This window comes from Parapedobacter sp. 2B3, assembly GCF_041925275.1.
GTDB lineage: Bacteria > Bacteroidota > Bacteroidia > Sphingobacteriales > Sphingobacteriaceae > Parapedobacter > Parapedobacter pyrenivorans_A.
On record NZ_JBHEUZ010000004.1, the window covers coordinates 258,400 to 281,776 of the forward strand.

A 23,377-nucleotide genomic window follows, 5' to 3' on the forward strand; every position below is an offset into this window, starting at 1 on the left:
GTAACCCCACGCATCATGGAAACAAAGTACATCGCAAAAAAGCACCTCGTCCTCGTGGGCGGGGGCTTTGCCGGTCTTAATTTTGCACGGCGCCTGTCGGGCAACAGGTTTTATAACGTAACCCTGGTCGACAGCAACAATTACAACTATTTCACCCCGTTGCTTTATCAGGTGGCCACCGGGTTTCTTGAGCCCGCTGCGATTAGTTACCCATTCCGGAAGCTGCTAAAAGATACGGGAATGGCGTTTCGCATGGCCACGGTGATAGGGGTAGATGCCGATAAACAAGCGGTCTACCTGAGCGACGGCGGTCAACTGGATTATGACGTATTGGTATTGGCTGCCGGTTCGAAGACCAACTTTTTCGGGAATGCCCAGATTGAACGGAATGCGTTTTACATTAAAACCATCGACGACGCCTTGTCGATGCGCAATGGATTGATTCAAACCATGGAAAAGGCTGCCGTTGAAAACAATCCGGAGGTCCGCCGTAAATTACTGACCATGGTGGTGGCAGGTGGTGGCCCCACCGGTGTGGAACTGGCCGGTATGCTGGCCGAATTCAAACAATGCTTACTGGGCATGGATTATCCCGAACTGAAAAACGAGACGCTGCGCGTGTTTTTGGTCGAAGGTTCGCCACACCTGCTTGCGCCCATGAGCACGGCCACACATAAGGAGGCCTACCGGGTGCTCAACCGGCTCGGCATCGCGATTAGGCTCAACACGCGGGTGACCCACTACGAGGACGACCGCGTGCACCTATCCAATGGTGAAGTCATCGAAGCCAAGACCCTGATCTGGGCCATCGGGGTAACCGCAAACACGGTTGCAGGCGTCGATGGTAAAAGCGTGGGGCGGGGCGGAAGGATGATGACCGACCCCTACGGCCGGGTAATGGGTTACGATAACATCTACGCTATCGGCGACATCAGCATCCAGCAGCACGACAAGGCTTACCCCGACGGGCACCCGCAGCTCGCGCAACCGGCCATTCAGCAGGGAAAAAGGCTGGCCAGCAACCTGTTGCTGCTCGCCGGCAACAAACCCATGAAGCCATTCAGTTATGCCGATAGAGGCGATATGGCCATCATCGGCCGCCGCTGGGCAGTGGCCGATCTTTTCAAGCACCGCCTGCACCTCGGGGGCGTCCTCGGCCTGCTCGGCTGGTTGTTTATACACCTTATCTCGCTCGTGAACTACAACAACAAAATCAAAACATTTTACAACTGGCTGGTTGCTTACCTGACACATGACCAGGTATTGCGAATGATTTTCCGTGGCGGAAACGGCGACACCGGCCGGGCTAGCGGACCGGTTGCCACCGTGCCGACGGAAACAGTGGCCGTTAACAAATAGCATCAGATTTTTATTTACCGTCAACAAGCAATTATAATTATTATCTTTAAACCCAGTTATATGGTATAGCCTTTCAAGCATCCGTTGGATTACCCTTCATCAATCAGTGCGCAACGACATCTTACTTTCCCTTTCCAAACGCTATGCTTCCAAACAAGGCCCGTACCTAACCGCCTTACGGTTTAGCAAATAATGGAGATGGAAATTACCCCGAATGAAACGGCCAGGCAAAGGGAGTCGGACAAATCGTTCCTGCTCGACTTCAGTAATGGCATCGCCGCTGTGCGGACCAAAGACGACCTCGCCGATGTGGTCTACCGTTCGCTGAAGAAACTGACCCAGGTAAGGGCTTATTTTATCCGGACGATAAACGAAGACGGCGAGACATTAAGCCCCTTTCTGCACGATAAAGATGCGTTCTATATGGCAAGTCCGCTATTCAAGGAGCTGCTCGGTAAAAAGATAAGTGTTACGGAGGGCATTACCGGCCGCGTGATGAGCGGGAATATGCCTGTGGTAATCGACTTTGCCGCGGAGGTGGGCCATGGAACCGTCGACCCGTATGTTGAATTCTGGGAACAGGTAGGGCATAAGAGAAAAGGCTTTGAGCAGATGGTCGGTACGCCGCTCCGCGTGGGTGAGAAAGAACTGGGCGTACTGTGGGTGATTACCGAGAAGATAAACGCTGCGCTCCTGGAAGGGATATGTGCACAGGTGTCGATTGCCATCTCCAATATCCTGGCCAATGAGGAAATCGTAAGGCGGCAAGAAGAAAAATCCAAGTTGCTGGAACTGAGCGATGGGATTGCCGCGATGCGCAACCGTGATGACCTGCTGCGCCTGGTCAGTGCGAAGCTGAAGGTACTGTTTTCCATAGACGAGTTCGGGATTTCACAGGTCAACGAAGACGGTACAACCTATGGGGCGTTTGTGATGGATCTCGGCGAAGCCATCGAAGGCCACGCGCAGTTTAGCGAAGTAACCGGGGCCAATTATGCGGTGAGCGATCCGGTCTTCAGTCGGCTGGCAGCGGCTGAAGACCCTGTTTTTCTCGACGTGGCGGAACTCGCCACCGAACCCGGCGTGCCGGCATACGTCGATTTCTGGAAACGCGTAGGGCTCCGGCATGTATTGGGTATGGCATTGCGCGTGGGTGGCACCACGGTCGGGTCGGCTTTCTTCCACATCGACCCAAACGAGCAGCTCAGCGGCAAGCTTAACCTCATCCGGGCCATCTGCGCCCAGCTGGCGGTGGCGGTTTCGAATATTCTGGCCAACGAGCAGCTGCTGCATTACAAGCAGCTGCTTGAAATCGAAAACGACCATCTCCGCGAGCAGCTAGATACCATCTACAATTTTTCGGAAATCATCGGCAGCGGCGACGAAATGCAACAGGTATACCGTTTGATGTCCATGGTGGCACCGACCAACTCCACAGTGTTGCTGCTGGGCGAAACCGGTACGGGAAAGGAACTGATAGCACGGGCCATCCATAATGCCTCGCCGCGGAAAGATAAACTCATGGTCAAAATCAATTGCGCGGCATTGCCGGCAAACCTGATTGAGAGTGAGTTGTTTGGCCATGAGCGCGGTGCCTTTACCGGTGCCCTTGACCGCCGGCTTGGGAAATTTGAACTGGCGGACAATGGCACCCTGTTCCTCGACGAGATTGGCGAGATGCCGTTGGAAACGCAGGTGAAATTGCTACGCGTCATCCAGGAGCGGGAGTTTGAGCGCATAGGCGGAAAGGCCACGATAAAGGTAAACCTGCGGATTATCGCGGCGACCAACCGGAAGCTGGATGAAGAGGTCAGTGCCGGCCGTTTCCGCCCCGACCTTTACTACCGGTTAAACGTGTTTCCCATTGTATTGCCCCCCTTGCGCGACCGTTTACAGGATATCGAACCCTTGGCCCAGTTTTTTACCGACCGCTACAGCCGGACTTCCGGAAGGAAAATCGCCGCCATATCGCCGCAGGTCATCGATGCATTGAAGCGCTATCCGTGGCCCGGCAATGTGCGTGAGTTGGAGCATCTGATTGAACGGAGTGTGCTGCTGGCAAGGGGAAATACCTTGACGGATGTGCAGCTTCCCATCGTTGCGGGAGCCGAGGCCGATCAGCCGGAGGGTTTCCCGCAGGCGCTACAGGAAATGGAATCCGCCTATATCATCAAGGTGCTGAAAAGATGCAACGGCAGGATATCCGGGGCCGGGGGTGCCGCCGACATATTGGGAATTCCCGCTACGACCCTTCATTCCAAAATGAAAAAACTGGGCGTTTCGAAAGCGAACTACTTTTGATGCATAAAAAATGGCGGCCCCGATACCGGAGCCGCCAGGCTGTTGGCCATTGCATGCCACTTTTTCAATGGGTAGCCAGCTGCAGCGTAGCTTTTACGATGAAGTCGGCTACCTTTTCGGGCTGCGATACCATGGGCACATGGCTTGATTCCAGCTCGATGGTCGTGGCGTTGATCATCTTTGCCGTGGCCCGTTCCTGTCCGGGGTCTATCATCCGGTCTTCCGTAGCCACAATGGCCCAGGAAGGTTTGTTCTTCCAGGCTACGTTATACACCTTTTGCGTGGTAGCCGAAGCCGCCCACGGTGTCTGTGTTGCCACCAGCTCATTCCGCTTTGCCGCGGGTAGGTCCTGGGCAAAAGCCTCATGGATACCTTTCGGGGTTAACGACAGGTAGCCCTTGGCATCGGGGCGGAACTCGGCGGCACCCGGTCCGGCGGGGTAGGGCGCATTCACATCGACCACCGATTGCCCCTCATCGGGAATGAGCGCGGCCACGTAAAGGAGACCGGCCACCTTCGGGTCGTTGCCGGCGGCGCTGATGACCATCCCTGCCCACGAGTGGCCAACCAATAGCACCGGGCCGTCCATTAAGGCGATGGCCCGTTTGGTGGCTGCCACGTCATCTTCCAGGGAGGTTAACGGGTTTTGGACGGCCGTGACCTGGTAGCCCCGGGCTTGCAACAGGGAAATGACGCTGGCCCAACTCGACCCGTCGGCAAAAGCACCGTGTACCAGAACCACATTTTTTATCCCCGCGGTGGCCGGCTTGTGCTGGGGATAAACGGACGATGAAAACATCGTGATTGGCGCGAGAATCGCGCATAGCGTAAATTGCTGAAACGTAAACATAAAGTTGAATGTTAAGTGAAAAAATAATTGAATTATCGTTAGCTCAGGTGGTCTTTCAGGGCTGCGGCAGCCTGGATGAATAACGACCGTACGGCGGGAAGTTCCGCTAATCCGTTCAGTAGCCCAAAATCATGGATCATGCCGTTGTAGCGGATGGTTGTGGCCGGTACACCTGCTTCGTTGAGCTTCCTGCCGAAGGCTTCGCCCTCGTCGCGGAGGATATCGTTTTCGGCGACAACGATTAAGGTGGACGGGAGCCCCTTCAGCTGGTCTACCGTGGCCTGCAACGGTGAGGCGTAAATTTCTTTGCGCTGGGCCGGATCGGTCGTGTATTGGTCATACATCCATTTCATCATCGTCGTGGTCAGGAAGCGGTCTTCTCCGAATTGGCGGTACGAACCGGTTTCGAAACCGGCATCCATGATAGGCCATAGCATAAACAGCAGGTTGATTTTCGGGCCGCCTTTTTCGAGTGCCTTCAGGCCGGTGACAGCCGTCATGTTGCCACCCACGCTGTTTCCCACCACGGCAAGTTTGCTTCCATCTACGCCAATCTCGTCACCATTAGCGGCCACCCATTTCGTTACGGCGTAGATTTCGTTTATGGCCTGCGGGTATTGGGCTTCGGGCGAGGGGGTATAGTTTACGAATACCGCGGCAAAGCCCGAATGGACAACAAGGTCGCGGACCATACGCTTATGGGTGGAGAAATCGCCCAATATCCATCCACCGCCGTGGATGAACAGGAATACCGGCAGTTTGCCCGCCACCCCTGCGGGCCTGACCACGTGGATTTTTACCTTATACCCATCACTGATAATGACTTTTTCTGTTACGTCAATACCGGAAATATCGACCTTCACCGCAGCCTGCGCTTCGGCGAGCACTCGGCGGGCATCTTCTTTGGAAAGGGATTCAATGGGGTCACCTCCGGCGGTATTCAGGGCCGTTAGGAAATCCCTGACTTCCGGACTTAACCGTGCATCGGTCGCATAGTCGGCAATGGCCGGACCAGCTGAAATTGAAGTGTTCATTTTTTGTTTTTTTTAAATTTTCGATTCGCTTTGAAACGTTCACCGCGCATGCCGAAGTTGCCGGATTGCGCAGTGAACGCCTGTGCCTTCTTGACGGTTATTGGGCAGGTGGGATAGCCATGCGGACTTCCACAACGGCGCCATATTGGATAATTGGGCATGCTTTTGCAAGCTCGACGGCCTCCTCGTAGTTATCGGCCCTTACCAGAAAGAGTCCGCCGATGGAAAGGTCACCTGTGGCCAGGGGGCCTTCGCTGATGGTCTGTCCGGCACCATTTGCCCGGACAACCCGGCCCCCGACATCCCACCGTTTGGGTGGGGCCACCAGTTTGTCCTGGTCGGCGATAGTGGCCACCCAATGTTGGTAAGGTTTCAAGGCGGCCTGTAATTGCTCCGCTGTTGGTTGCGGGTTCGTGCTGGTGAGATCCCTGTGGATCACGAATAGATACTCGTTCATTGTTATGTTATTTAATGTTAAAAAATTAGTGAATTCGTTTCCTGAGCTTGATGAACTTTTCGTTTGTTATGTCAATGCCGTTAGCTATTGACAAGGGATGTGCCAATAGATTAAGTGTTTGATAAACAGAATTTTGTATTTATTCTATCGATTAGAATTCCACGATATATCGCTTTTTAACGTAGCGAACTACTAAATATCGTAAGTCAGGCCGTGAAAATCAGATACATCGGTAAGTGACAAAAAAATTCAACATTTTCTTGCATTTTAAAATCGAACCATTACTTTTGTAGTGTACTATTTAACTAATACACTAGATTATGATTCAATTGACGGATTTGTCATTTGGTTACCGAAAGCAGCCGCCGCTGTTCAATGGCCTCAACCTATCGCTAGGGGCGGGGCATATCTACGGTTTGCTCGGCAAGAATGGTTCGGGCAAGACCACGTTATTGAAGAACATGGTAGGGTTGCGCTATCCAACGGCCGGTCGGGCCATGATGGGTGGGTTAGACACGGCCAAACGGTACCCCGATGTACTGAGCCAGGTGTTTTTCCTACCTGAGGAACCTTACATTCCGGATCACACAGCAAAGACGTTTTTGGAAACAACAAGCCCATTTTATCCGGCGTTCGACCGGGAACTGTTCAATGGTTACCTAGCCGCTTTTGAAGTGCCGGAGCAGCAGGTGCTCACCAAACTTTCGCTGGGGCAGCAAAAGAAGTTTATGATTGCGTTCGCATTGGCTTGCCGCACCAAGTTGCTGGTGATGGATGAGCCGACCAACGGGCTGGATATTCCTTCCAAGGCGCAGTTCCGCAAGGTGCTAGCATCGGCTGTCGATGAAGATTGCTGCATCGTGTTATCTACGCATCAGGTGCGAGATCTCGATCACCTGATTGATTCGGTCATTATATTGCATGACGGCACGATAAAGCTCCAAGTCCAACTGGATCAACTGACGGAGCGCATCCGTTTTGGCCGCGTGTCGGGGGGCGCAACCTCGATCTTGTACGGTGAGGAAACGTTTGACGGTACACATGCCATCTTGCCCAATCCGGAAGGCATATCGAGCAAGCCCGATCTAGAGCTGTTATTCAATGCCACGGTCAACGATTCGGGCATGTTGTTAAACTACCTAGCGGAGGAGGGAAAGTTATGAAACAAGCGTTTAATTGGAGCCGTTTTATGCGGTTAGCCGGCGGTCATTTCAGAAAAGACGCCAAGGGCTATTTGATCAGTTGTCTGGTGTTCGCCGGTATTAGCGTTGGTCTGTTTGTGCTGGTCGCATCATCATCAAATGACGAATCGGTTAGCATCGGTAACCAGTTCTTCGTGTACCTTGTCGTCATTTATGGTGCCCTATTTATCTTCACGGCCGGTGTTTTTCAAGCGTACCAGCGACCGCGGGAAGGGATGTTCCAGCTGTTGCTACCCGCCTCACGATTCGAGAAATTCCTTTGGGGTTGGTTGGTGTCTTTCGCCGGCTACGCGGTTGTTGCGAATGCCGTGTTTTTTGTGGTGCGTTACCTGTTGATGCAGTATTATTCGGCCCGGGGCTATGCTATTGCAGGCCTGTCGAATTATGCACAGCTATTGGAAGACCAGAAGGATACTATTCCCGTGATGTTGGTGCTGGTGTTGGTTTACCTGTTTTTGCATGCGTTTGCCCTGTACGGTTCATTGGCGTTCCGTAAAATGGCGGTATTGAAGACGGCGTTGGCGCTGCTTTTAGTTGTGGTGTCTTATTTGATGGTTAACAGAATGCTATATGCTGCATTGTTCCAATCGGAAATCCAACAAGCCCCCCTGTTGCCGTTCATGCCGTTGTTTCTTAAGGACGGCGGCATTACCTATCAGGTAGATATCCCAAATTGGCACTATTGGTTAGTAACGCTTTCGATCGTCGTCACGGTTTTGCTTTGGGTGGTATCCTATCATAAATTACGCGAAAAGGAAGGTTGATATGGAGTTTAAAAGCAAAGATGCCATTTACCTACAGATCGCGGACTACGTGAATGAGCACATCTTGTTGGGACGGTGGGCCGTCAATGAAAAGATTCCTTCCGTGCGGGAGCTAGCCGCGGATCTCCAGGTAAACCCCAATACGGTAATGCGCACGTATGAACACCTCCAGCAGTCGGGTATCATTTTCAACAAACGGGGCATTGGGTTTTTCGTCTCCGAGCAAGCGAAGCGACATATTAAGAAACAGCAACGTGAACGCTTTTTGGAGCGAGACCTACCCTCATTTTTCAGAAATATGTACCTATTAGGCATTTCGCCGGATGAAATTACAGAAAGATACCAAGTATACCTAAAAGAGAGTCATGAAGACGAGTAACAAATTATTAGTCGCGGCGGTACTGTTATTGGTTACGGTAGCCATCGTTAATGCGCTAACGCTGAAAAGCCGGTTTACGGTCGTCCTTGCCCACGACCGCCCCGAGGTGCGTTCTTTTCCTGCAGAGCGTTTCAATATCATTGAAATTACCGGCACGGCACCACGAGGTAACACTGGTTATCAACCGTTGTTGGTGACGGTGAAACGCGCCGACAGTATGTACGTTACGTATAGTAAAATGGATTTCATCCGTGTGGAACAGGTGGACGATACGCTTAAAGTCACGGTTGAGCATCCAAAGGGGTATGACGGAAATGTCCTGGTTCGCCCGCTAATCGTAATCGAATGTCCGGAACTGATAGCAATAAACGCGATAGGCACCCCCTTAGATAGTTTGAATTTACCAGAAGATACACACGTGCTTACGCGTCTCCACTACCAGAAAAGTGAAGTAACGGTTGCTGGTTTCGATGGTATGGCAATGGATGTCTTTGCTGCAGAAGGAATGGAGATAACCCTGGACAGCCTGGCCGTCGATTCGTTGTCAGCGCGAGCGGAACGTGCCGGCACGGTGCAGATTCGGCGCAATACGTTAGGACACGCCGACTTGACCGTGGGCGATGGGGCTACGATCACACTCCTCCATACGCAAATCGGTACGGTGGCTACGGCGGTGGCCGAAAAAGGCCAGTTCATTGTAAAAGGCACCCAACTCAAGGCGCTTGGTGCGCGTTCCGTCCATTAGCTCATTTTAAACAAAACACATGGTCATGAAACACGTGATTCTTCTTTTCACCGGACTTATCGCAGTCCTGTTCGCTTTTGGCCAACAAGGCGATCCGAAACCAGCTTTTAACTTCGATTTCGAGCGGGTGGCGGACACGATGCCGGTAGGCTGGAGCAATTTCGGGGCGGGTGACTACATCCTTGCTGTCGACAGCGCTGTCGTGAAAAGTGGCCGGTATGCCGCATCCATCGCTTCTCAAGGGGATGGACCGGGCTACCGGGCATGGGCATTTGCTATCCCCGGCAGCTATCCGGGCAAAGAAATCAAACTCTCGGGTTACATCAAAACCGAAAATGTGGATGGCTTTGCCGGCCTTTGGATGCGCATCGATCCGCAGGTCGCCTTCAACAACATGCAGCAGGCGGGACTGAAAGGCACCACGGAATGGACCCACTATGAATTTACGTTGCCGATGGACCCCGACAAAACCGAACAGACGGTAGTCGGCGGCTTGTTGGTGGGTAAAGGCAAGGTGTGGTTCGACAGTTTGTCGGTAACGATAGATGGCCGCGACATCGCTACGCTGAAGCCTGTGGAGCGAAAAAAACTAGCCGCCCAACTAGATACTGCATTCGATGCGGGTTCGGCCGTCGAAATACCTGCGCTGGACGATTCCTCGTCGGAAAGCCTGCACGTGCTAGGCCTCGTTTGGGGTTTCGTTAAATATTACCATCCGGCCGTAGCCGCCGGCGAGGTGAATTGGGATTATGAATTGTTCCGGGTGCTGCCTGCAATATTGGAAGCTGGCGGGAGACGCCAACGGGATTCGGTGCTAAGGGAATGGGTAGCCAAGCTGGGCCCGGTAACAAGGGCTGAAGGGGCTACGCCACTTGAGGGAACGGTGAAGCTTGAGCCGGATCTGGAATGGATCAATACGTCCGGTTTCTCGACAGAATTGGCAGAATTGCTGTTGGAGATCAGGCAGGCCACGCGGACCGGCAAGCATTTTTATGTGGGCGTATATCCCGGTGTAGGCAACCCCGATTTCAGCAGTGAACATCCTTACCCGCAGATGAAGGCTGGTGATGACGGGTTCCGGTTGCTAGCCTTATATCGGTATTGGAATATGATCCAATATTTCTTTCCTTACCGACACCTCATCGGCGAAGACTGGAAAGCGATATTGCGCGAATTCATACCGAAGTTCATGGAAGCTGCGGATACACAGGCTTACGTGTTGGCCACGTTGGAACTCATTGGCCGGATACACGACTCCCACGCCAACGTATGGGGCAATAACTCAGTGTTAAACAACTTTTTCGGTACGAGATATGCACCCGTGGAAGTAAGATTCTTCGGGGAACAACTGGTCATCACCGGATACCGGCACGCTGGATGGGGCCCGTCAACAGGCCTGGAAGTAGGCGATGTGATTACGGCAGTGAACGGGGAGGGTGTAATGGATATCGTTGACCGGATGCTGAGGTACACACCGGCGTCCAATTACCCCACACAGTTGCGCGACATGGGCCCCAAGTTGTTACGGACCAATGATCCGACCCTGCGGATCGCGGTTGTCCGCGATGGTGAACCCCACACAGTCGCAATCGATACCTATGAACCGGGGGCATTGAAAATGCGCAATCTTTTCGTGAGTACCGACACCAGCTTCCGGATGCTGGCCGATGATATCGCCTACTTGAACAACGGCACGCTGGATGCGGATAACCTTGGCGCGTACTGGGATCAAATCCAAGGCACGAAGGGCCTGATCATCGATAACCGCAATTACCCTCGTAAGCCGGGGGCCAACCGGGTAGGGGAGTTTCTCCTATCGGATGAGACGCCTTTTGCACAATTCACGTTTTGCAGCATACAAGAACCGGGTCGGGTCTTTTTCGGAGGCACACCGATGAACACGGGCAAGAAGAACGCGGCGTATTATCGGGGCAAGGTGGTGATCCTGGTGAATGAGGTAACCCAAAGTTCCGCCGAGTTCCATGCGATGGCCTACCGTGTGCATCCCAACGCCACGGTAATGGGCTCCACCACGGCCGGCGCCGATGGCAACGTGTCGCCAATCGTGTTGCCGGGCGGCATCTCGACCGCCATCAGTGGGATTGGTGTGTACTACCCCGATGGCAGGGAAACCCAGCGTGTGGGGATCGTGCCTGATGTGGTGGTGGTGCCAACGGTGGCCGGTGTGAAAACGGGGCGCGACGACGTGCTCGAACGGGCGGTGCAGTTTATTAACGATAGCGCTAGATGAGGGGGCAACAGTTTGTTTTTGGGTTGTTTTGCTATACCCCAATACCGCTTTGCCATATCTACTTGGCGCTACGCCATATGACAAAGGCGTGGCACCACATGCGGATGCCCTGGAAGCGTATAGCAACAACGTGTTGTGGTAATACCATACGCTAGAAGCATATAACAATAAGCTGATGCCATATGCAGGTGGCGGGAAATCATATAGCAACGCCGCGTTGCCATATAGCAATGGGCTCTTGCTATGTGGTATCGGCCGCTTGCCATATAGCAACCGGGTAGATGCATACCTCAACGGGATGAAGGGGTACACTGGCGGGGCGTTACGGTACGGCAGTGGCCAGTTGCGATATACCAGTAGCTTCCCACCATACGGCAATACCTTTTCGGCATATACATGAGCACTTTCCGTATACCGCAACAACCGCTTGCTATATATCGGCGGGCTATCGACACATAACAACGCATTTTTGCCATATGCATATGCGCTGTCAGCGTATGTTTTGAGCACGTTGCTTTATGGCGAACGCGTAATAAATATATACTTGAGGCCGTTGCCGTATGGCAAGCGTGTATTGTATTACTACAATAGGCTGAAAGCATATAGCAATAGGCTAAGTATATATAGCAAACGTGCAGGTATATATCACAAAACCGTTAAAATAGGGATAGAAACCGTTGATTGAGAGCCTTTAAGCCGATGGCTTATTAGAATTATCCCCGAGTTTAGAAATATTTGACAGAAACCGCTATATTAGCCAATATTTGTCAAGTCAAATTTCAAACAAACAACGATGATTGGTGAGAAGATCCGGGAGTTGCGAGAAGCGAACAATATCCTGATCCGGCAGCTTGCTGCTCAATTGGATATCGATACGGCTCTATTAAGCAAAATGGAGCGCGGTGACCGCTTTTTTCGGAAAGAAGACCTAACGAAAATAGCCACCATTTTCCAGATTTCGGAAGATGAGTTGTTGACGCTATGGCTGGCGGATAAAGTCATCAAAACCATTGAACCGGAATCTTTCCAAAAGGAAGCATTGGAGTTAGCATTGAAGACCATTAAATAACCTATACAACAAAAAAGCATGAGCGTAGAAAAACTGGATATGCAGTCGCCGGATTTGGTAAACCAAAATATAGAAATGTTGGCGGAGTTGTTTCCGAATTGTGTAACGGAGAGTGAAAATGGCAAGGCAATTGATTTTGATCTGTTGCGGCAGGAGCTTAACGGCGCGGTGGTGGAAGGTACCAAGGAAAGGTACCGACTGGAATGGCCGGGAAAGAAAGAGGCTATCGTAACGGCCAATCTGCCTACCACCAAAACACTGCGTCCGGTGCGTGATGATTCCGTAGACTTCGACAACACCGAAAATCTTTATATCGAGGGCGATAATCTCGAAGTGCTCAAACTTTTGCAGGAAAGTTACCTGGGCAAGGTCAAGATGATTTATATCGATCCGCCTTACAATACCGGAAAAGACTTTGTGTATAAAGACAATTTTTCGAAAAACACGCAGGACGAACTTTTTGAAAGTGGTCAAAAGGATGAATACAACCAACGTTTGGTCGTCAATCCCGAAACCGCTGGTCGGTATCATTCTGATTGGTTAAGTATGATGTATCCGAGATTGAAGTTGGCGAGGAATCTTTTAAAAGACGATGGGGTGATTTTTATTTCTATCGGGGAACAAGAAGTCCACAATCTAAAAAAAATAGCCGATGAGGTTTTTGGAGAAGTAAATTTTATTGGTGCTGCTGGCAGAATATCTAAAAAAGCAAATAATCAAGGTGATTATTGGGCACCAAATTTTGATAACGTATTAACATATTCTAAAAGTAGAGAATTTGCTGTTCCGTTTTTCGGAGGAATCAATTACGATAATTATACAGAGGTAGAAGCCGAGGGACCTCGAAAAGGAGAAAAATATCAATTGGTCAGGCTGTATATGACGAGTTTGGACCCAATGCGAGGCTGTAACAACCAACGTTATTATATAGAATGCCCTGATGGGTCCTTCGTTATCCCTCCAGGCGAAGTTTTCCCAAATGAAATTAAAGATGGGGCGAATGTATCACCTAAAAGTGGAAAAGATAAAGTATGGAGATGGTCATATAATTCATATTTAGAAAAAAAAGATCAAATAGTTGTCAAACAAGTTCGTTCTTCAAATCTTGTTAATGAGCGAGGTGAAAAAACATTTTGGAATGTTTACACCAAAACATATTTACAAGATGTAATCGATAAATCTACAGCAACCCCAAATAATTTTATAGAAGATCATATTAATCAAAAAGCTTCCCATGAGTTAAAGGCTCTTGATATACCATTTGACTTTGCAAAGCCAAGTTCGTTAGTGGAATTTTTAGCGCAAACGTGTCGAGTTGAAAAAGATGATATTGTTTTAGATTTCTTTTCGGGTTCTGCTTCCTCGGCCCATGCTGTTATCAACTTAAATTCAAAAGATTTGGGTAGTAGAAGGTTTATCATGGTTCAATTACCAGAAGATACAGATAAAAACAGTGATGAATTTAAAGCCGGCTACAAAAATATCTGCGAAATCGGCAAAGAACGTATCCGTCGAGCTGCCAAGAAAATCAAGGAAGAAACCGGAGCGGATATCGATTATGGGTTCCGCGTATACCGTTTGGACGAAAGTAATATGCAGGATGTGTATTACAAACCGCAGGATTACCTGCAAACCAATCTCGATTTATTTGCGGATAATGTGAGACCCGATCGCACGGCCGATGATTTACTGGCCCAGGTCATGCTGGATTGGGGGCTGCCGTTGAGTTTGAAGATTGAGCGATTGGAAATAGCCGGTAAAGATGTTTTCCGTGTCGCCGAAAATTCCTTATATGCTTGTTTTGACAAAGGCATTGACGAGGCTTTTGCCAAGGAAATTGCTGAAGACCAGCCTTTACGTGTCGTTTTCCGGGATAGCGGTTTTAAGGATGATACGGCTAAGGTAAATGTTAAGCAATTACTGAAACAATTGAGTCCGGAAACCGAAATGAAAGTGATCTAATGAAAGGTGCTAGAGAGTTAATACAACAGCTCAATCATACGGACGAGTGCAATTGGATAGAGGCCAAACGAGGGAGTGCCGTCGACCGATCCATATTGGAGACGGTGTGTGCGTTTTCAAATGAGCCTGGATTGGGTGGAGGGTATATTTTATTAGGTGTAGAGCAGGAAAGTATTTCGCTGTTCCCCTCTTACGAGATTACCGGGGTAGAACAGACCGACAAGGTTCAACTGGATTTGGGTACCCAAAGTGCTTCCATGTTCAATCAACCGATTCGCCCGAGTATCCAGGTGGAAAAAATCGGTGATAGAAATGTGATTGTCATACATGTCCCCGAATTGCCCGATGGACAGAAGCCGGTTTACTTCAAAAATGAAGGGTTGCCGCAGGGCGCTTTTCGTCGTATCGGTTCTTCTGATCAGCGCTGTACGGATGATGACCTATTTGTCTTTTTCAACAAAGAAGACTCTTTGGATAGCAGTGTGGTCAATGATTCGTCGTTGGATGATATCAGCGAAGAAGCGATTGAAATCTATCGAAGTCTGCGGTCTAAGGTCAACCCCTATGCAGAAGAATTGCAATATGATGATTTGGATTTGCTTCATTCCTTAGGTTGTGTAAAGAAGGAAAAAGACAATATGCGTTTGACCTACGCCGGGTTATTGCTATTCGGTAAACGTATTGCTCATCGTAGACTGCTTCCGATGGTCCGTGTTGATTATATTCGGGTGCCAGGTAATGAATGGATCGAAGATCCTGAGAATCGATTTACAACGATTGACATGCGAGGTGCATTGATTGAAATGGTACAACGTGTTTTTAGCCAGATTACGGACGACCTCCCGAAAGGATTTTTGCTGCCGGAGGGTGAGTTGCAGGCGGAAAGTATTGGCTTGCCAAGCCGGGTGCTTCGTGAAGCCATCGTAAATGCGCTGATTCATAGGACTTATCGGGTGAATCAACCGATTCAGATTATTCGTTACGGCAATCGGATTGAAATAAAAAATCCCGGCTTTTCGCTTAAACCAGAAGATCATTTGGGTGAGCCTGGCTCCCAAAATAGGAATCCATATATCGCTGCTGTATTCCATGAAACAAACCTCGCGGAGACGAAAGGTTCTGGCATACGGACCATGCGTTCCTTAATGGAAAAGGCAAATATGCTGCCTCCAACGTTTGAAAGTGATCATGGTCGAAATCAATTTACCGTACGTTTGCTTCTGCACCATTTCCTTGGTGTGGACGACGTAAAATGGCTGTCTACTTTTGATGGGTATGGTCTGAATGAAGACCAAAAACGGGCATTAATCTTCACCCGGGAAGTTGGTGCTGTGGATAATTCATCCTATCGTCAATTGAATGGTGTGGATATATTGAAAGCGAGTGCCGACCTCCGGGATATGCGTAATAAAGAGATATTGGTACAGAAAGGGAAGAGTCGCGCTACCTATTATGTGGGCGGTAAGAATTTTGTTGTAGAAAATGGTGTTGCTTCAGCTGATGGCCTTAAAACACCACCTCAAGCTACTAACACACCAGCCGATGGTCTTAAAACACCACTTCAAGACGTTAGTGCACCAGTTCAAGTGCTTAGTACGCCACCTCAAGGCGTTAGTGCACCAGTTCGTGAAGACCATACAGCTACACTCGATAAAATTGGTACCCAAATTCTTGATAAGATAGCAAAACTGCCGGCCAGGACAGCTGATGCCCGTATTATAGAAGATATTATAGCAGAGGTATGTTTACATGGTTATTTTAAAGCATCTGAAATAGCATGGCTTCTAAAGCGTAGTGAGGATTATGTAAAACGTAAGTTTTTAACTCCTATGATAAATCAAAAGAAACTCATGTACAGATTTCCGGATATGATTAATCATCCTGAACAAGCCTATATAACTGCTAAGACCGATAAACAATGAAATTACAATTCAAGGAACAAGATTTTCAGGTCCAAGCGGTAAAGGCGATAATCGATTGTTTTGAAGGGCAACCGTTGAAAACCAATCGTTTTACGCTGGAACGGAGCAAAGAGCTGATCCGGAAAGCCAAGCAGGCTGCTAGCGGCGGTATACAAGCTTCAGTCTTTGACAATGACGTATTAGAAGATATCGGTTATCGCAATAGCCCCTTGCAGCTTACAGACACCCAGGTGCTGAAGAATATCCAAACGGTGCAGCAGCAAAATGGATTGAACGAGAGTGCCGGCATCGAACGCCCTAAAGGAATCAAACTGGGGTATAACCTGACCGTCGAAATGGAGACCGGTACCGGCAAGACCTACACCTACATCCGCACCATGTATGAATTGCATAAGCACTACGGGTGGAGCAAGTTTATTGTTATCGTTCCCAGCATCGCAATCCGTGAGGGTGTGTACAAGTCTTTTCAGGTCACACAGGATCACTTCCAGGAGTTATATGGTCATAAGATCAATCCGTTTATTTATAACTCGGGCAGGCCGCAGGATATTGAGAATTTTGCCACGGACAGCCGTATAAGCGTGATGATTATCAATACGCAGGCATTCAATGCCAGCGGTGCGGATGCGAGGCGGATTTACATGGAGTTGGATCAGTTCGGAACCCGGAAACCAATCGATATTATCGCGCAGACCAATCCCATATTAATCATTGATGAGCCGCAGTCGGTGGATGGTGAAAAGACGTTGAAAAGCATGCAGGACTTCAAACCGCTCTTTACCCTTCGGTATTCGGCGACGCACAAGGTAGAATACAATAAAGTGTATCGACTGGATGCATTGGATGCTTATAACAGAAAATTGGTCAAGAAAATACAAGTCAAGGGGATTAACCTCAAGGGGTCAACGGGTACGACAGGGTATCTGTACCTTGAGCAGATTAGCCTTAGTACCACAAAGCCGCCCTTCGCTATTGTGGAGTACGAGGAGCGATCCGGCGAAGGCGTAAAAAAGACTCGAAAAAAGCTTGCCGAGGGAGCTAATCTTTATGAGTTGTCCGGCAACTTGCCTGTTTACAAGAACCATGTGATTACGGAAGTCAATGGATACCTGAATAAAATCGTGGTTAACGGTGAGGATATTTATCCAGGCGACATCGTCAATGACAAGGATGAACATGCATTTCGGAGGGTTCAAATCCGTGAGACGATCCTATCGCACCTCCAAAAAGAAAAGCAATTATTTGGTAAGGGGATTAAGGTATTGAGCCTGTTCTTTATTGATTCGGTAGACAAGTACCGCGTATATGATGAAACGGGAGAAAAGGTGCTCGGCGAATATGCCAAGATCTTCGAGGAAGAATATAATAAAGTACGCAACGACTTTTTGGACTTATTCCAGCAGGATTATAATGATTATCTGAAAGATACCGATCCAAGTCAAGTGCATAAGGGCTATATGCCTACTAGCTATGTTGATTACCTGCAGCGGGATGGCGCGGACAAGATCCATGAAGGTTATTTTTCGATTGACAAAAAGGGTAAAAGTGTGGACCCATCGGTGAAGCGGGGCAAGGAAGATTCTGACGATATATCGGCGTATGACCTGATCATGAAAGACAAAGAGCGCTTATTGAGTTTTGACGAACCGACACGCTTTATTTTTTCCCATTCGGCATTGAAAGAAGGCTGGGACAATCCGAATGTCTTTCAAATCTGTGCATTGAAAAGTGCGGAATCAGGCAGCCAGACAAGAAGAAGACAGGAGGTGGGCCGTGGCATGCGCCTTTGTGTGGACAGTCGGGGTGTCCGCCAGGATTTTGAACTCATTGGGGAGCAGGTACATGAAGTAAATAAATTGACGGTCATTGCCTCGGAAAGCTATGAAGCTTTCGCGAAAGGGTTACAAGCTGAGATTGCAGCGACTTTGGCTGACCGGCCTCAAAAAGCCGAGATTGCTTACTTTGTTGGGAAAGTCGTGTCTGACGCACCGGATAAGCGTTATCGCCTTACGGAGGATGATGCCCGGAAAATCCAGTTCCAACTCATTATCGGCCAAATCATTGACCAAGATTACCGGATTACGCCAGCTGGTCGTGAAATCATCGAAAAGGGTGCCACACCATTGCCGGAACACCTCGAACCATATCGGGAATCGATAAATCAGCTGTTGGTCTCCATCTATTCCGGCAAGGCGATCAAACCGGAGGATGAACGGCAGACGGTTGTATTGAATACAAATGCGAACTTCAAAAAGAAGGAATTCCAGGCACTTTGGGATAGAATCAGCTTGAAAACCATCTATGAGGTACAATTTGATACGGAGAAGCTGATCGGTGAAAGCAAGCGCCAGATCAATGCGAAGCTACATATCAGCGACCGCGTCTATGAAGTGAAATCCGGAGAGCTTGAAGACGGCACGAAAGAGCAAATGCAACAGGGTGCGTTACTGCGCGAATCCAAGAGGGAATACTTGAAACTCAATAACGATTTGTATTCGGATACACTATATGACATTGTCGGTGAGATCGAGGAGAAAACGAACCTTACCAGGCGTACCATCGTCGAAATATTGAAAGCTATCCGGGAGGAAAAGTTTGCCATGATCCGGAAGAACCCGGAAGAGTTTATTGCCAGGTGTTGTAAGCTGATCAATGAGGCGAAAGCCAGCTTGATCATCAATAATATCGTTTATCACAAAACCGATGAGCGGTATGATGCCAAAACCATTTTCACGAACGATAAATCGGCATTGCGTCATTCGGATCTGCTGAAGAAGCACGTCTATGACTATTTGACTTCCGATTCCAAAATTGAGGCGGATTTCGCACACGCCCTGGAAAACAGTGTCGAAGTGGTTGTGTATGCTAAGTTGCCGCGGAGTTTTTACATTTCGACTCCGGTGGCAAAATATAGTCCCGACTGGGCCATTGTTTTCGACAAGGACAAAGTCCGCCATATTTATTTTGTCGCTGAAACCAAGGGCTCCGACTCCGATATGGAGTTGCGGGAAATTGAAAAACTGAAGATACATTGTGCTGAAGAACATTTTGATACTATCAGTGGTGGAATAGTTAAATTCTCGAAAGTAAGTGGCTACGACAAAATGATGGATATCATACGGAGCAATTGATATTAATCAACACGGACATATGGAGCTCATTGATAACGTAAATAGTCGCTTGGGGGATGATCTCAAGGTAAGCATTAAAAAAGGCAGTAAGATCAGCATTGCCGCTTCTTCCTTTTCTATTTACGCCTATGAAGTGCTTAAAAAGGGACTCGAGAAAATAGATGAGTTACGTTTCATTTTTAGTTCCCCAACGTTCGTTGAAGAGCACTTTAAGAAAGAAGTGCCGAAGTTTTTTATCCCACATCTCTATAAGGAGGCGGACCTGTGTGGTGGAGAATTTGAACTAAGGCTTAAAAACCAGCTTAATCAGCGCGCTATCGCGCGGGAATGTTCGAAATGGGTAAAGGCGAAGGTAACATTCAAGTCCAACAAACATTTTCACCAGCCTCTACATGGTATGATCCATGTCGAAAATAGTCCGACTGATTCTGTTAATTATTCAAATATCGGCAGTTTCACCACGGCAGACCTTGGATTCACCCATAAAAAAGGTTTTCCCACACTCATTCAAAAGACAAGTTTTCCTAATAGCCAGGCATACCTGGATTGGTTTGATCAGGTGTGGAGCAATGAGGATGACTTGAAAGAGGTTACGGCGCAGGTTCAAAGTTATTTTGAAAGCGCTTACCGTGAAAATAGCCCGGAATTCATCTATTTCATCACGTTGTATAACATTTTCAATGATTTTCTGGATGACCTTTCGTTGGATGCTATACCCAATGATCAAATCGGATTTAAGGATACATTGATTTGGAGCAAATTGTATAATTTCCAGAAAGATGCAGTGATTGGAGCTATTAATAAATTGGAAAAATTTAGTGGCTGCATCATCGCGGACAGTGTTGGTCTTGGCAAGACCTTTTCTGCATTGGGCGTGATTAAATATTACGAGATGCGGAATAAGGATGTCCTGGTTTTATGTCCTAAAAAACTTGAAGCGAACTGGAATACTTACCGGCAAAACGACAAGAATAATTTTCTTGCTGCGGATCGATTCCGGTATGACGTGTTATTCCACACCGATTTGAGCCGTGATCGGGGCATGAGCAATGGCAGGATTCTGGAAAATGTGAATTGGGGAAATTACGGATTGGTGGTAATTGATGAATCCCATAATTTCAGAAATAACAATCCCTATTCAGATCGCGAAAACCGCTATCAGAAACTGCTGCGAAAGGTAGTCAAAGAAGGGATAGAAACCAAAGTACTGATGTTGTCCGCTACACCAGTGAACAATCGTTTCAACGACCTTAAGAACCAACTCGCACTGGCCTATGAAGGGCAACCTCATCTGATCGATCAGAAGTTAGCGACAAAAAGTGGTGTTGAACAGATATTCCGCAAGGCACAGCAAGCATTCAATGTTTGGAGCAAATATGATGCATCGCGTCGCACGACGGAAAATTTGCTTGACATGCTGGACTATGACTTCTTCGAAATATTGGATTCGCTCACCATTGCCCGTTCCAGAAAGCATATTACGACCTACTACGATACAACTGCGATCGGAAAGTTTCCCAAACGGAATGAACCTTTATCCATTCAGAGCGCACTGACAAAAGATGGCCAAGTCACCTATGTGGAAATTGCCGAAAAGCTTATCCTGTTAAATCTTTCGGTCTATACACCATTGAACTATATTTTGCCAAGTAAGGTTGAATTCTATCGGGGCCTGTATGAGAAAGATGTCCGGTCGGGTGCTGGAAAGTTGTCTCAAATTGACCGCGATAATAGTTTACGGATTTTGATGCGAATTAATTTGCTGAAACGCCTGGAAAGTTCGGTGGATTCTTTCCGGATTACGCTGGAGGGGATCATCGCGCAAATTGAGCGCGCCATACATACGGTGGAAGAAGGAGGAAAAGCAGATTATGAGGGCATCCAAGCTAAGATCGAGGATGAAAATTTCGATTGGGAGTCAGACTGGGGTGAAGAGGAATTTTTCATTGGCAAAAAGATTAAGGTCCATGTCGCGGACATGGATGCTGTGCGATGGCGTGAAGACTTAGCTGAAGATCTATATTTACTTAAAAGCCTGTGGAGTAGCATTGAAACCATACGTGGCACGGAAGATTATAAACTGAATCATTTGATTGGCTTACTGGAGGGAAAAATCAACCAGCCGTTTAACACGGATAATAAAAAGGTGATCATCTTCACCGCATTTGCCGATACCGCCAATTATCTGTACAGTAATATCCAAGAGCAGTTTAAGACGAAATACGGCTTACATACAGCATTGATCACCGGATCCAGGAAGATTAGTAATGCCACAAAAATCCCGTCTGATCTCAATGCTTTATTGACTTGTTTTTCTCCGGTTTCCAAGGGCAAAGGGCTTGTGTACCCCGAGTTGAAGGAATCGATTGACATATTAATTGCAACGGATTGTATTTCAGAAGGTCAGAATCTCCAAGATTGTGATTTTTTAGTGAATTATGACATCCATTGGAATCCGGTACGTATCATTCAGCGCTTTGGTCGGATAGATCGAATTGGCTCGAAAAATGAAACCATTACCATGGTTAATTTTTGGCCGGATGTTACCCTTGATGCTTACATCAACTTAAAGCAAAAGGTTGAAAGCAAGATGCTGATAACTAACATGGCTGGTACCGGAGACGATAATATTTTGAATGAAAATGACCCGGATCTCGAATACCGAAAGATTCAATTGCAGAAGCTGAAAGACGAGGTCATAGATTTGGAAGATCTGCGCGAAGGGGTTGATATCACGGACCTGGGCTTAAATGATTTTAGGGTTGATTTAGCCAATTTAATCAAACAGTATGGTCCGTTAAACAATATTCCGGAGGGATTGCACGCGGTGGTGAAATCGTCAACGGTGCTTCCGCCCGGTGTGATATTCGTGCTAAAAAACCTAAATTCTTCCGTTAACATCAATAAGGTAAATCGTCTGCATCCGTTTTACCTGGTGTATATGAACAGTTTAGGTGGTGTGCAGTTGCGGCACGTGGATTCGAAAAAGATTCTTGATGCCATGCGGATGTTATCCAACGGGCATAAGGAACCGCTTATTGATTTGTGCAAGGCGTTAAGCAAGGAAACCGATGAATATCATGATATGAGTAGGTACTCTCAATTGTTAAAGCAGAGTATCGGATCCATCATTGAAACGGAGGAAGAGAAAGAAGTACAAAGCCTCTTCCGGTCGGGAGGCACCACGGCATTGACGGAAAAACTCAAGGGGTTAGAGGATTTCCAATTAATTTCATTTTTAATTGTTCGCTGATGGTGGATGTCTTTCAGTTACCGAAGACCACATTCGTCAACCGTATCGTTCCGAAAAATGCCTTTGATGAGTATACAGATACCAAGCAAAAAAAACTTTTTACGGACTTAGTGTCCAAAATTACATGGACAAACAAATTGGCTGCGGATACAATCAACCTATCGGGGAAAACGCTTGACGAGATCCAAATCATCCAAATTGAGCTAAAAAGCAAACAGGAGATACCGGAGGTATTGGCCGTCATTGACAAGGCTAGTCCGTATGCTATTATTTTCATCGTCTATTTTGGCAGGGAATACTACCTGTCAGCATCCAGCAAACATGCTCATCCTGTAAAGACCGATATATCAGTAATTGACTGGACGTTTAAGTCTGAATGGTGGTCAGACCAAGGTTTACCTTACCGCCTAACCCTGAAAGAAACCCTGGATTTTGTTTTCTTCGATTTCTGCAAGCAATTGTCGGGTTTCGTTGATAGTGACCTTCGAACCATCGCTGCCTTGGTAGAAAAGAGCCGCCTTTTGGACCAGCTTCAGCGGGAAGGTAAGAAACTGAAATCAGAAATTTCCAGAAGTAGACAGTTTAACAAAAAGGTTGAATTGAATCTTCGTTTAAGCGAGGTTTTAAAGCGCATTGAACGACTCCATTAATGCTATAGAACGTCCACTGGATAATTTCATGGCACTTTAGACTTGATT

At 48.0% G+C, this 23,377-nt stretch carries 17 protein-coding genes; 14 read left to right on the forward strand and 3 right to left on the reverse strand.

Features of this window, described 5'->3' with window-relative positions:
- Positions 1-15 precede the first annotated feature (15 nt).
- A complete protein-coding gene (locus tag ACEVG1_RS07065; RefSeq protein ID WP_374742910.1) occupies positions 16-1,359 on the forward strand; it encodes an NAD(P)/FAD-dependent oxidoreductase in 1,344 nt (447 codons plus the stop codon).
- Between the two features lie 198 nt (positions 1,360-1,557).
- A complete protein-coding gene (locus ACEVG1_RS07070; RefSeq protein ID WP_374742911.1) occupies positions 1,558-3,660 on the forward strand; it encodes a sigma 54-interacting transcriptional regulator in 2,103 nt (700 codons plus the stop codon).
- Between the two features lie 64 nt (positions 3,661-3,724).
- Here ACEVG1_RS07070 and ACEVG1_RS07075 read toward each other — a convergent pair whose 3' ends face one another.
- The 3 genes from ACEVG1_RS07075 to ACEVG1_RS07085 all read right to left on the reverse strand — a co-directional run bounded on the left by ACEVG1_RS07075 (position 3,725) and on the right by ACEVG1_RS07085 (position 6,001).
- The gene (locus tag ACEVG1_RS07075; protein WP_374742912.1) at positions 3,725-4,510 is read right to left on the reverse strand and encodes an alpha/beta fold hydrolase; all 786 of its coding nucleotides are present in this window, start codon (positions 4,508-4,510) and stop codon (positions 3,725-3,727) included.
- A 38-nt stretch (positions 4,511-4,548) separates the two neighbouring features.
- The gene (locus ACEVG1_RS07080; RefSeq protein ID WP_374742913.1) at positions 4,549-5,544 is read right to left on the reverse strand and encodes an alpha/beta hydrolase; all 996 of its coding nucleotides are present in this window, start codon (positions 5,542-5,544) and stop codon (positions 4,549-4,551) included.
- A 97-nt stretch (positions 5,545-5,641) separates the two neighbouring features.
- The gene (locus ACEVG1_RS07085; protein ID WP_374742914.1) at positions 5,642-6,001 is read right to left on the reverse strand and encodes a YciI family protein; all 360 of its coding nucleotides are present in this window, start codon (positions 5,999-6,001) and stop codon (positions 5,642-5,644) included.
- A 320-nt stretch (positions 6,002-6,321) separates the two neighbouring features.
- On the opposite strand from ACEVG1_RS07085, the gene ACEVG1_RS07090 reads away from it, so the two are divergent.
- The 12 genes from ACEVG1_RS07090 (at position 6,322) to ACEVG1_RS07145 (ending at position 23,329) form a co-directional block, all read left to right on the forward strand.
- Complete coding sequence (locus ACEVG1_RS07090) at positions 6,322-7,164, forward strand: ATP-binding cassette domain-containing protein (RefSeq protein WP_374742915.1); 843 nt, start codon at positions 6,322-6,324, stop codon at positions 7,162-7,164.
- Positions 7,161-7,967, forward strand: coding sequence for a hypothetical protein (locus ACEVG1_RS07095; RefSeq protein ID WP_374742916.1), 807 nt, complete (start codon positions 7,161-7,163; stop codon positions 7,965-7,967). Before ACEVG1_RS07090 ends, ACEVG1_RS07095 begins: the two co-directional genes overlap by 4 nt.
- Position 7,968: 1 nt before the next feature.
- Positions 7,969-8,346 carry a GntR family transcriptional regulator gene (locus tag ACEVG1_RS07100; RefSeq protein WP_374742917.1) on the forward strand — a complete coding sequence of 126 codons (378 nt, stop codon included), beginning with the start codon at positions 7,969-7,971 and terminating at the stop codon, positions 8,344-8,346.
- Positions 8,333-9,091: a hypothetical protein gene (locus tag ACEVG1_RS07105; protein ID WP_374742918.1), complete on the forward strand. Its 759-nt coding sequence runs from the start codon at positions 8,333-8,335 to the stop codon at positions 9,089-9,091. Before ACEVG1_RS07100 ends, ACEVG1_RS07105 begins: the two co-directional genes overlap by 14 nt.
- Positions 9,092-9,116: 25 nt before the next feature.
- Positions 9,117-11,342, forward strand: a complete 2,226-nt coding sequence (locus tag ACEVG1_RS07110; protein ID WP_374742919.1) for a S41 family peptidase — start codon at positions 9,117-9,119, stop codon at positions 11,340-11,342.
- Positions 11,343-11,517: 175 nt separating this feature from the next.
- Positions 11,518-11,742, forward strand: coding sequence for a hypothetical protein (locus ACEVG1_RS07115; protein WP_374742920.1), 225 nt, complete (start codon positions 11,518-11,520; stop codon positions 11,740-11,742).
- Positions 11,743-12,135: 393 nt separating this feature from the next.
- Positions 12,136-12,411: a helix-turn-helix domain-containing protein gene (locus tag ACEVG1_RS07120; RefSeq protein ID WP_374742921.1), complete on the forward strand. Its 276-nt coding sequence runs from the start codon at positions 12,136-12,138 to the stop codon at positions 12,409-12,411.
- An 18-nt stretch (positions 12,412-12,429) separates the two neighbouring features.
- On the forward strand, positions 12,430-14,373 hold the full coding sequence (locus tag ACEVG1_RS07125; protein WP_374742923.1) for a site-specific DNA-methyltransferase: 1,944 nt from the start codon (positions 12,430-12,432) through the stop codon (positions 14,371-14,373).
- Complete coding sequence (locus tag ACEVG1_RS07130) at positions 14,373-16,295, forward strand: ATP-binding protein (protein WP_374742924.1); 1,923 nt, start codon at positions 14,373-14,375, stop codon at positions 16,293-16,295. The genes ACEVG1_RS07125 and ACEVG1_RS07130 overlap by 1 nt, the downstream gene beginning before the upstream one ends.
- Positions 16,292-19,426: a type III restriction-modification system endonuclease gene (locus tag ACEVG1_RS07135; RefSeq protein ID WP_374742925.1), complete on the forward strand. Its 3,135-nt coding sequence runs from the start codon at positions 16,292-16,294 to the stop codon at positions 19,424-19,426. The genes ACEVG1_RS07130 and ACEVG1_RS07135 overlap by 4 nt, the downstream gene beginning before the upstream one ends.
- A 19-nt stretch (positions 19,427-19,445) precedes the next feature.
- Positions 19,446-22,679 carry a helicase-related protein gene (locus ACEVG1_RS07140; protein WP_374742926.1) on the forward strand — a complete coding sequence of 1,078 codons (3,234 nt, stop codon included), beginning with the start codon at positions 19,446-19,448 and terminating at the stop codon, positions 22,677-22,679.
- The gene (locus tag ACEVG1_RS07145) at positions 22,679-23,329 is read left to right on the forward strand and encodes a DUF4391 domain-containing protein (protein WP_374742927.1); all 651 of its coding nucleotides are present in this window, start codon (positions 22,679-22,681) and stop codon (positions 23,327-23,329) included. Before ACEVG1_RS07140 ends, ACEVG1_RS07145 begins: the two co-directional genes overlap by 1 nt.
- The last annotated feature ends 48 nt before the right edge of the window (positions 23,330-23,377 follow it).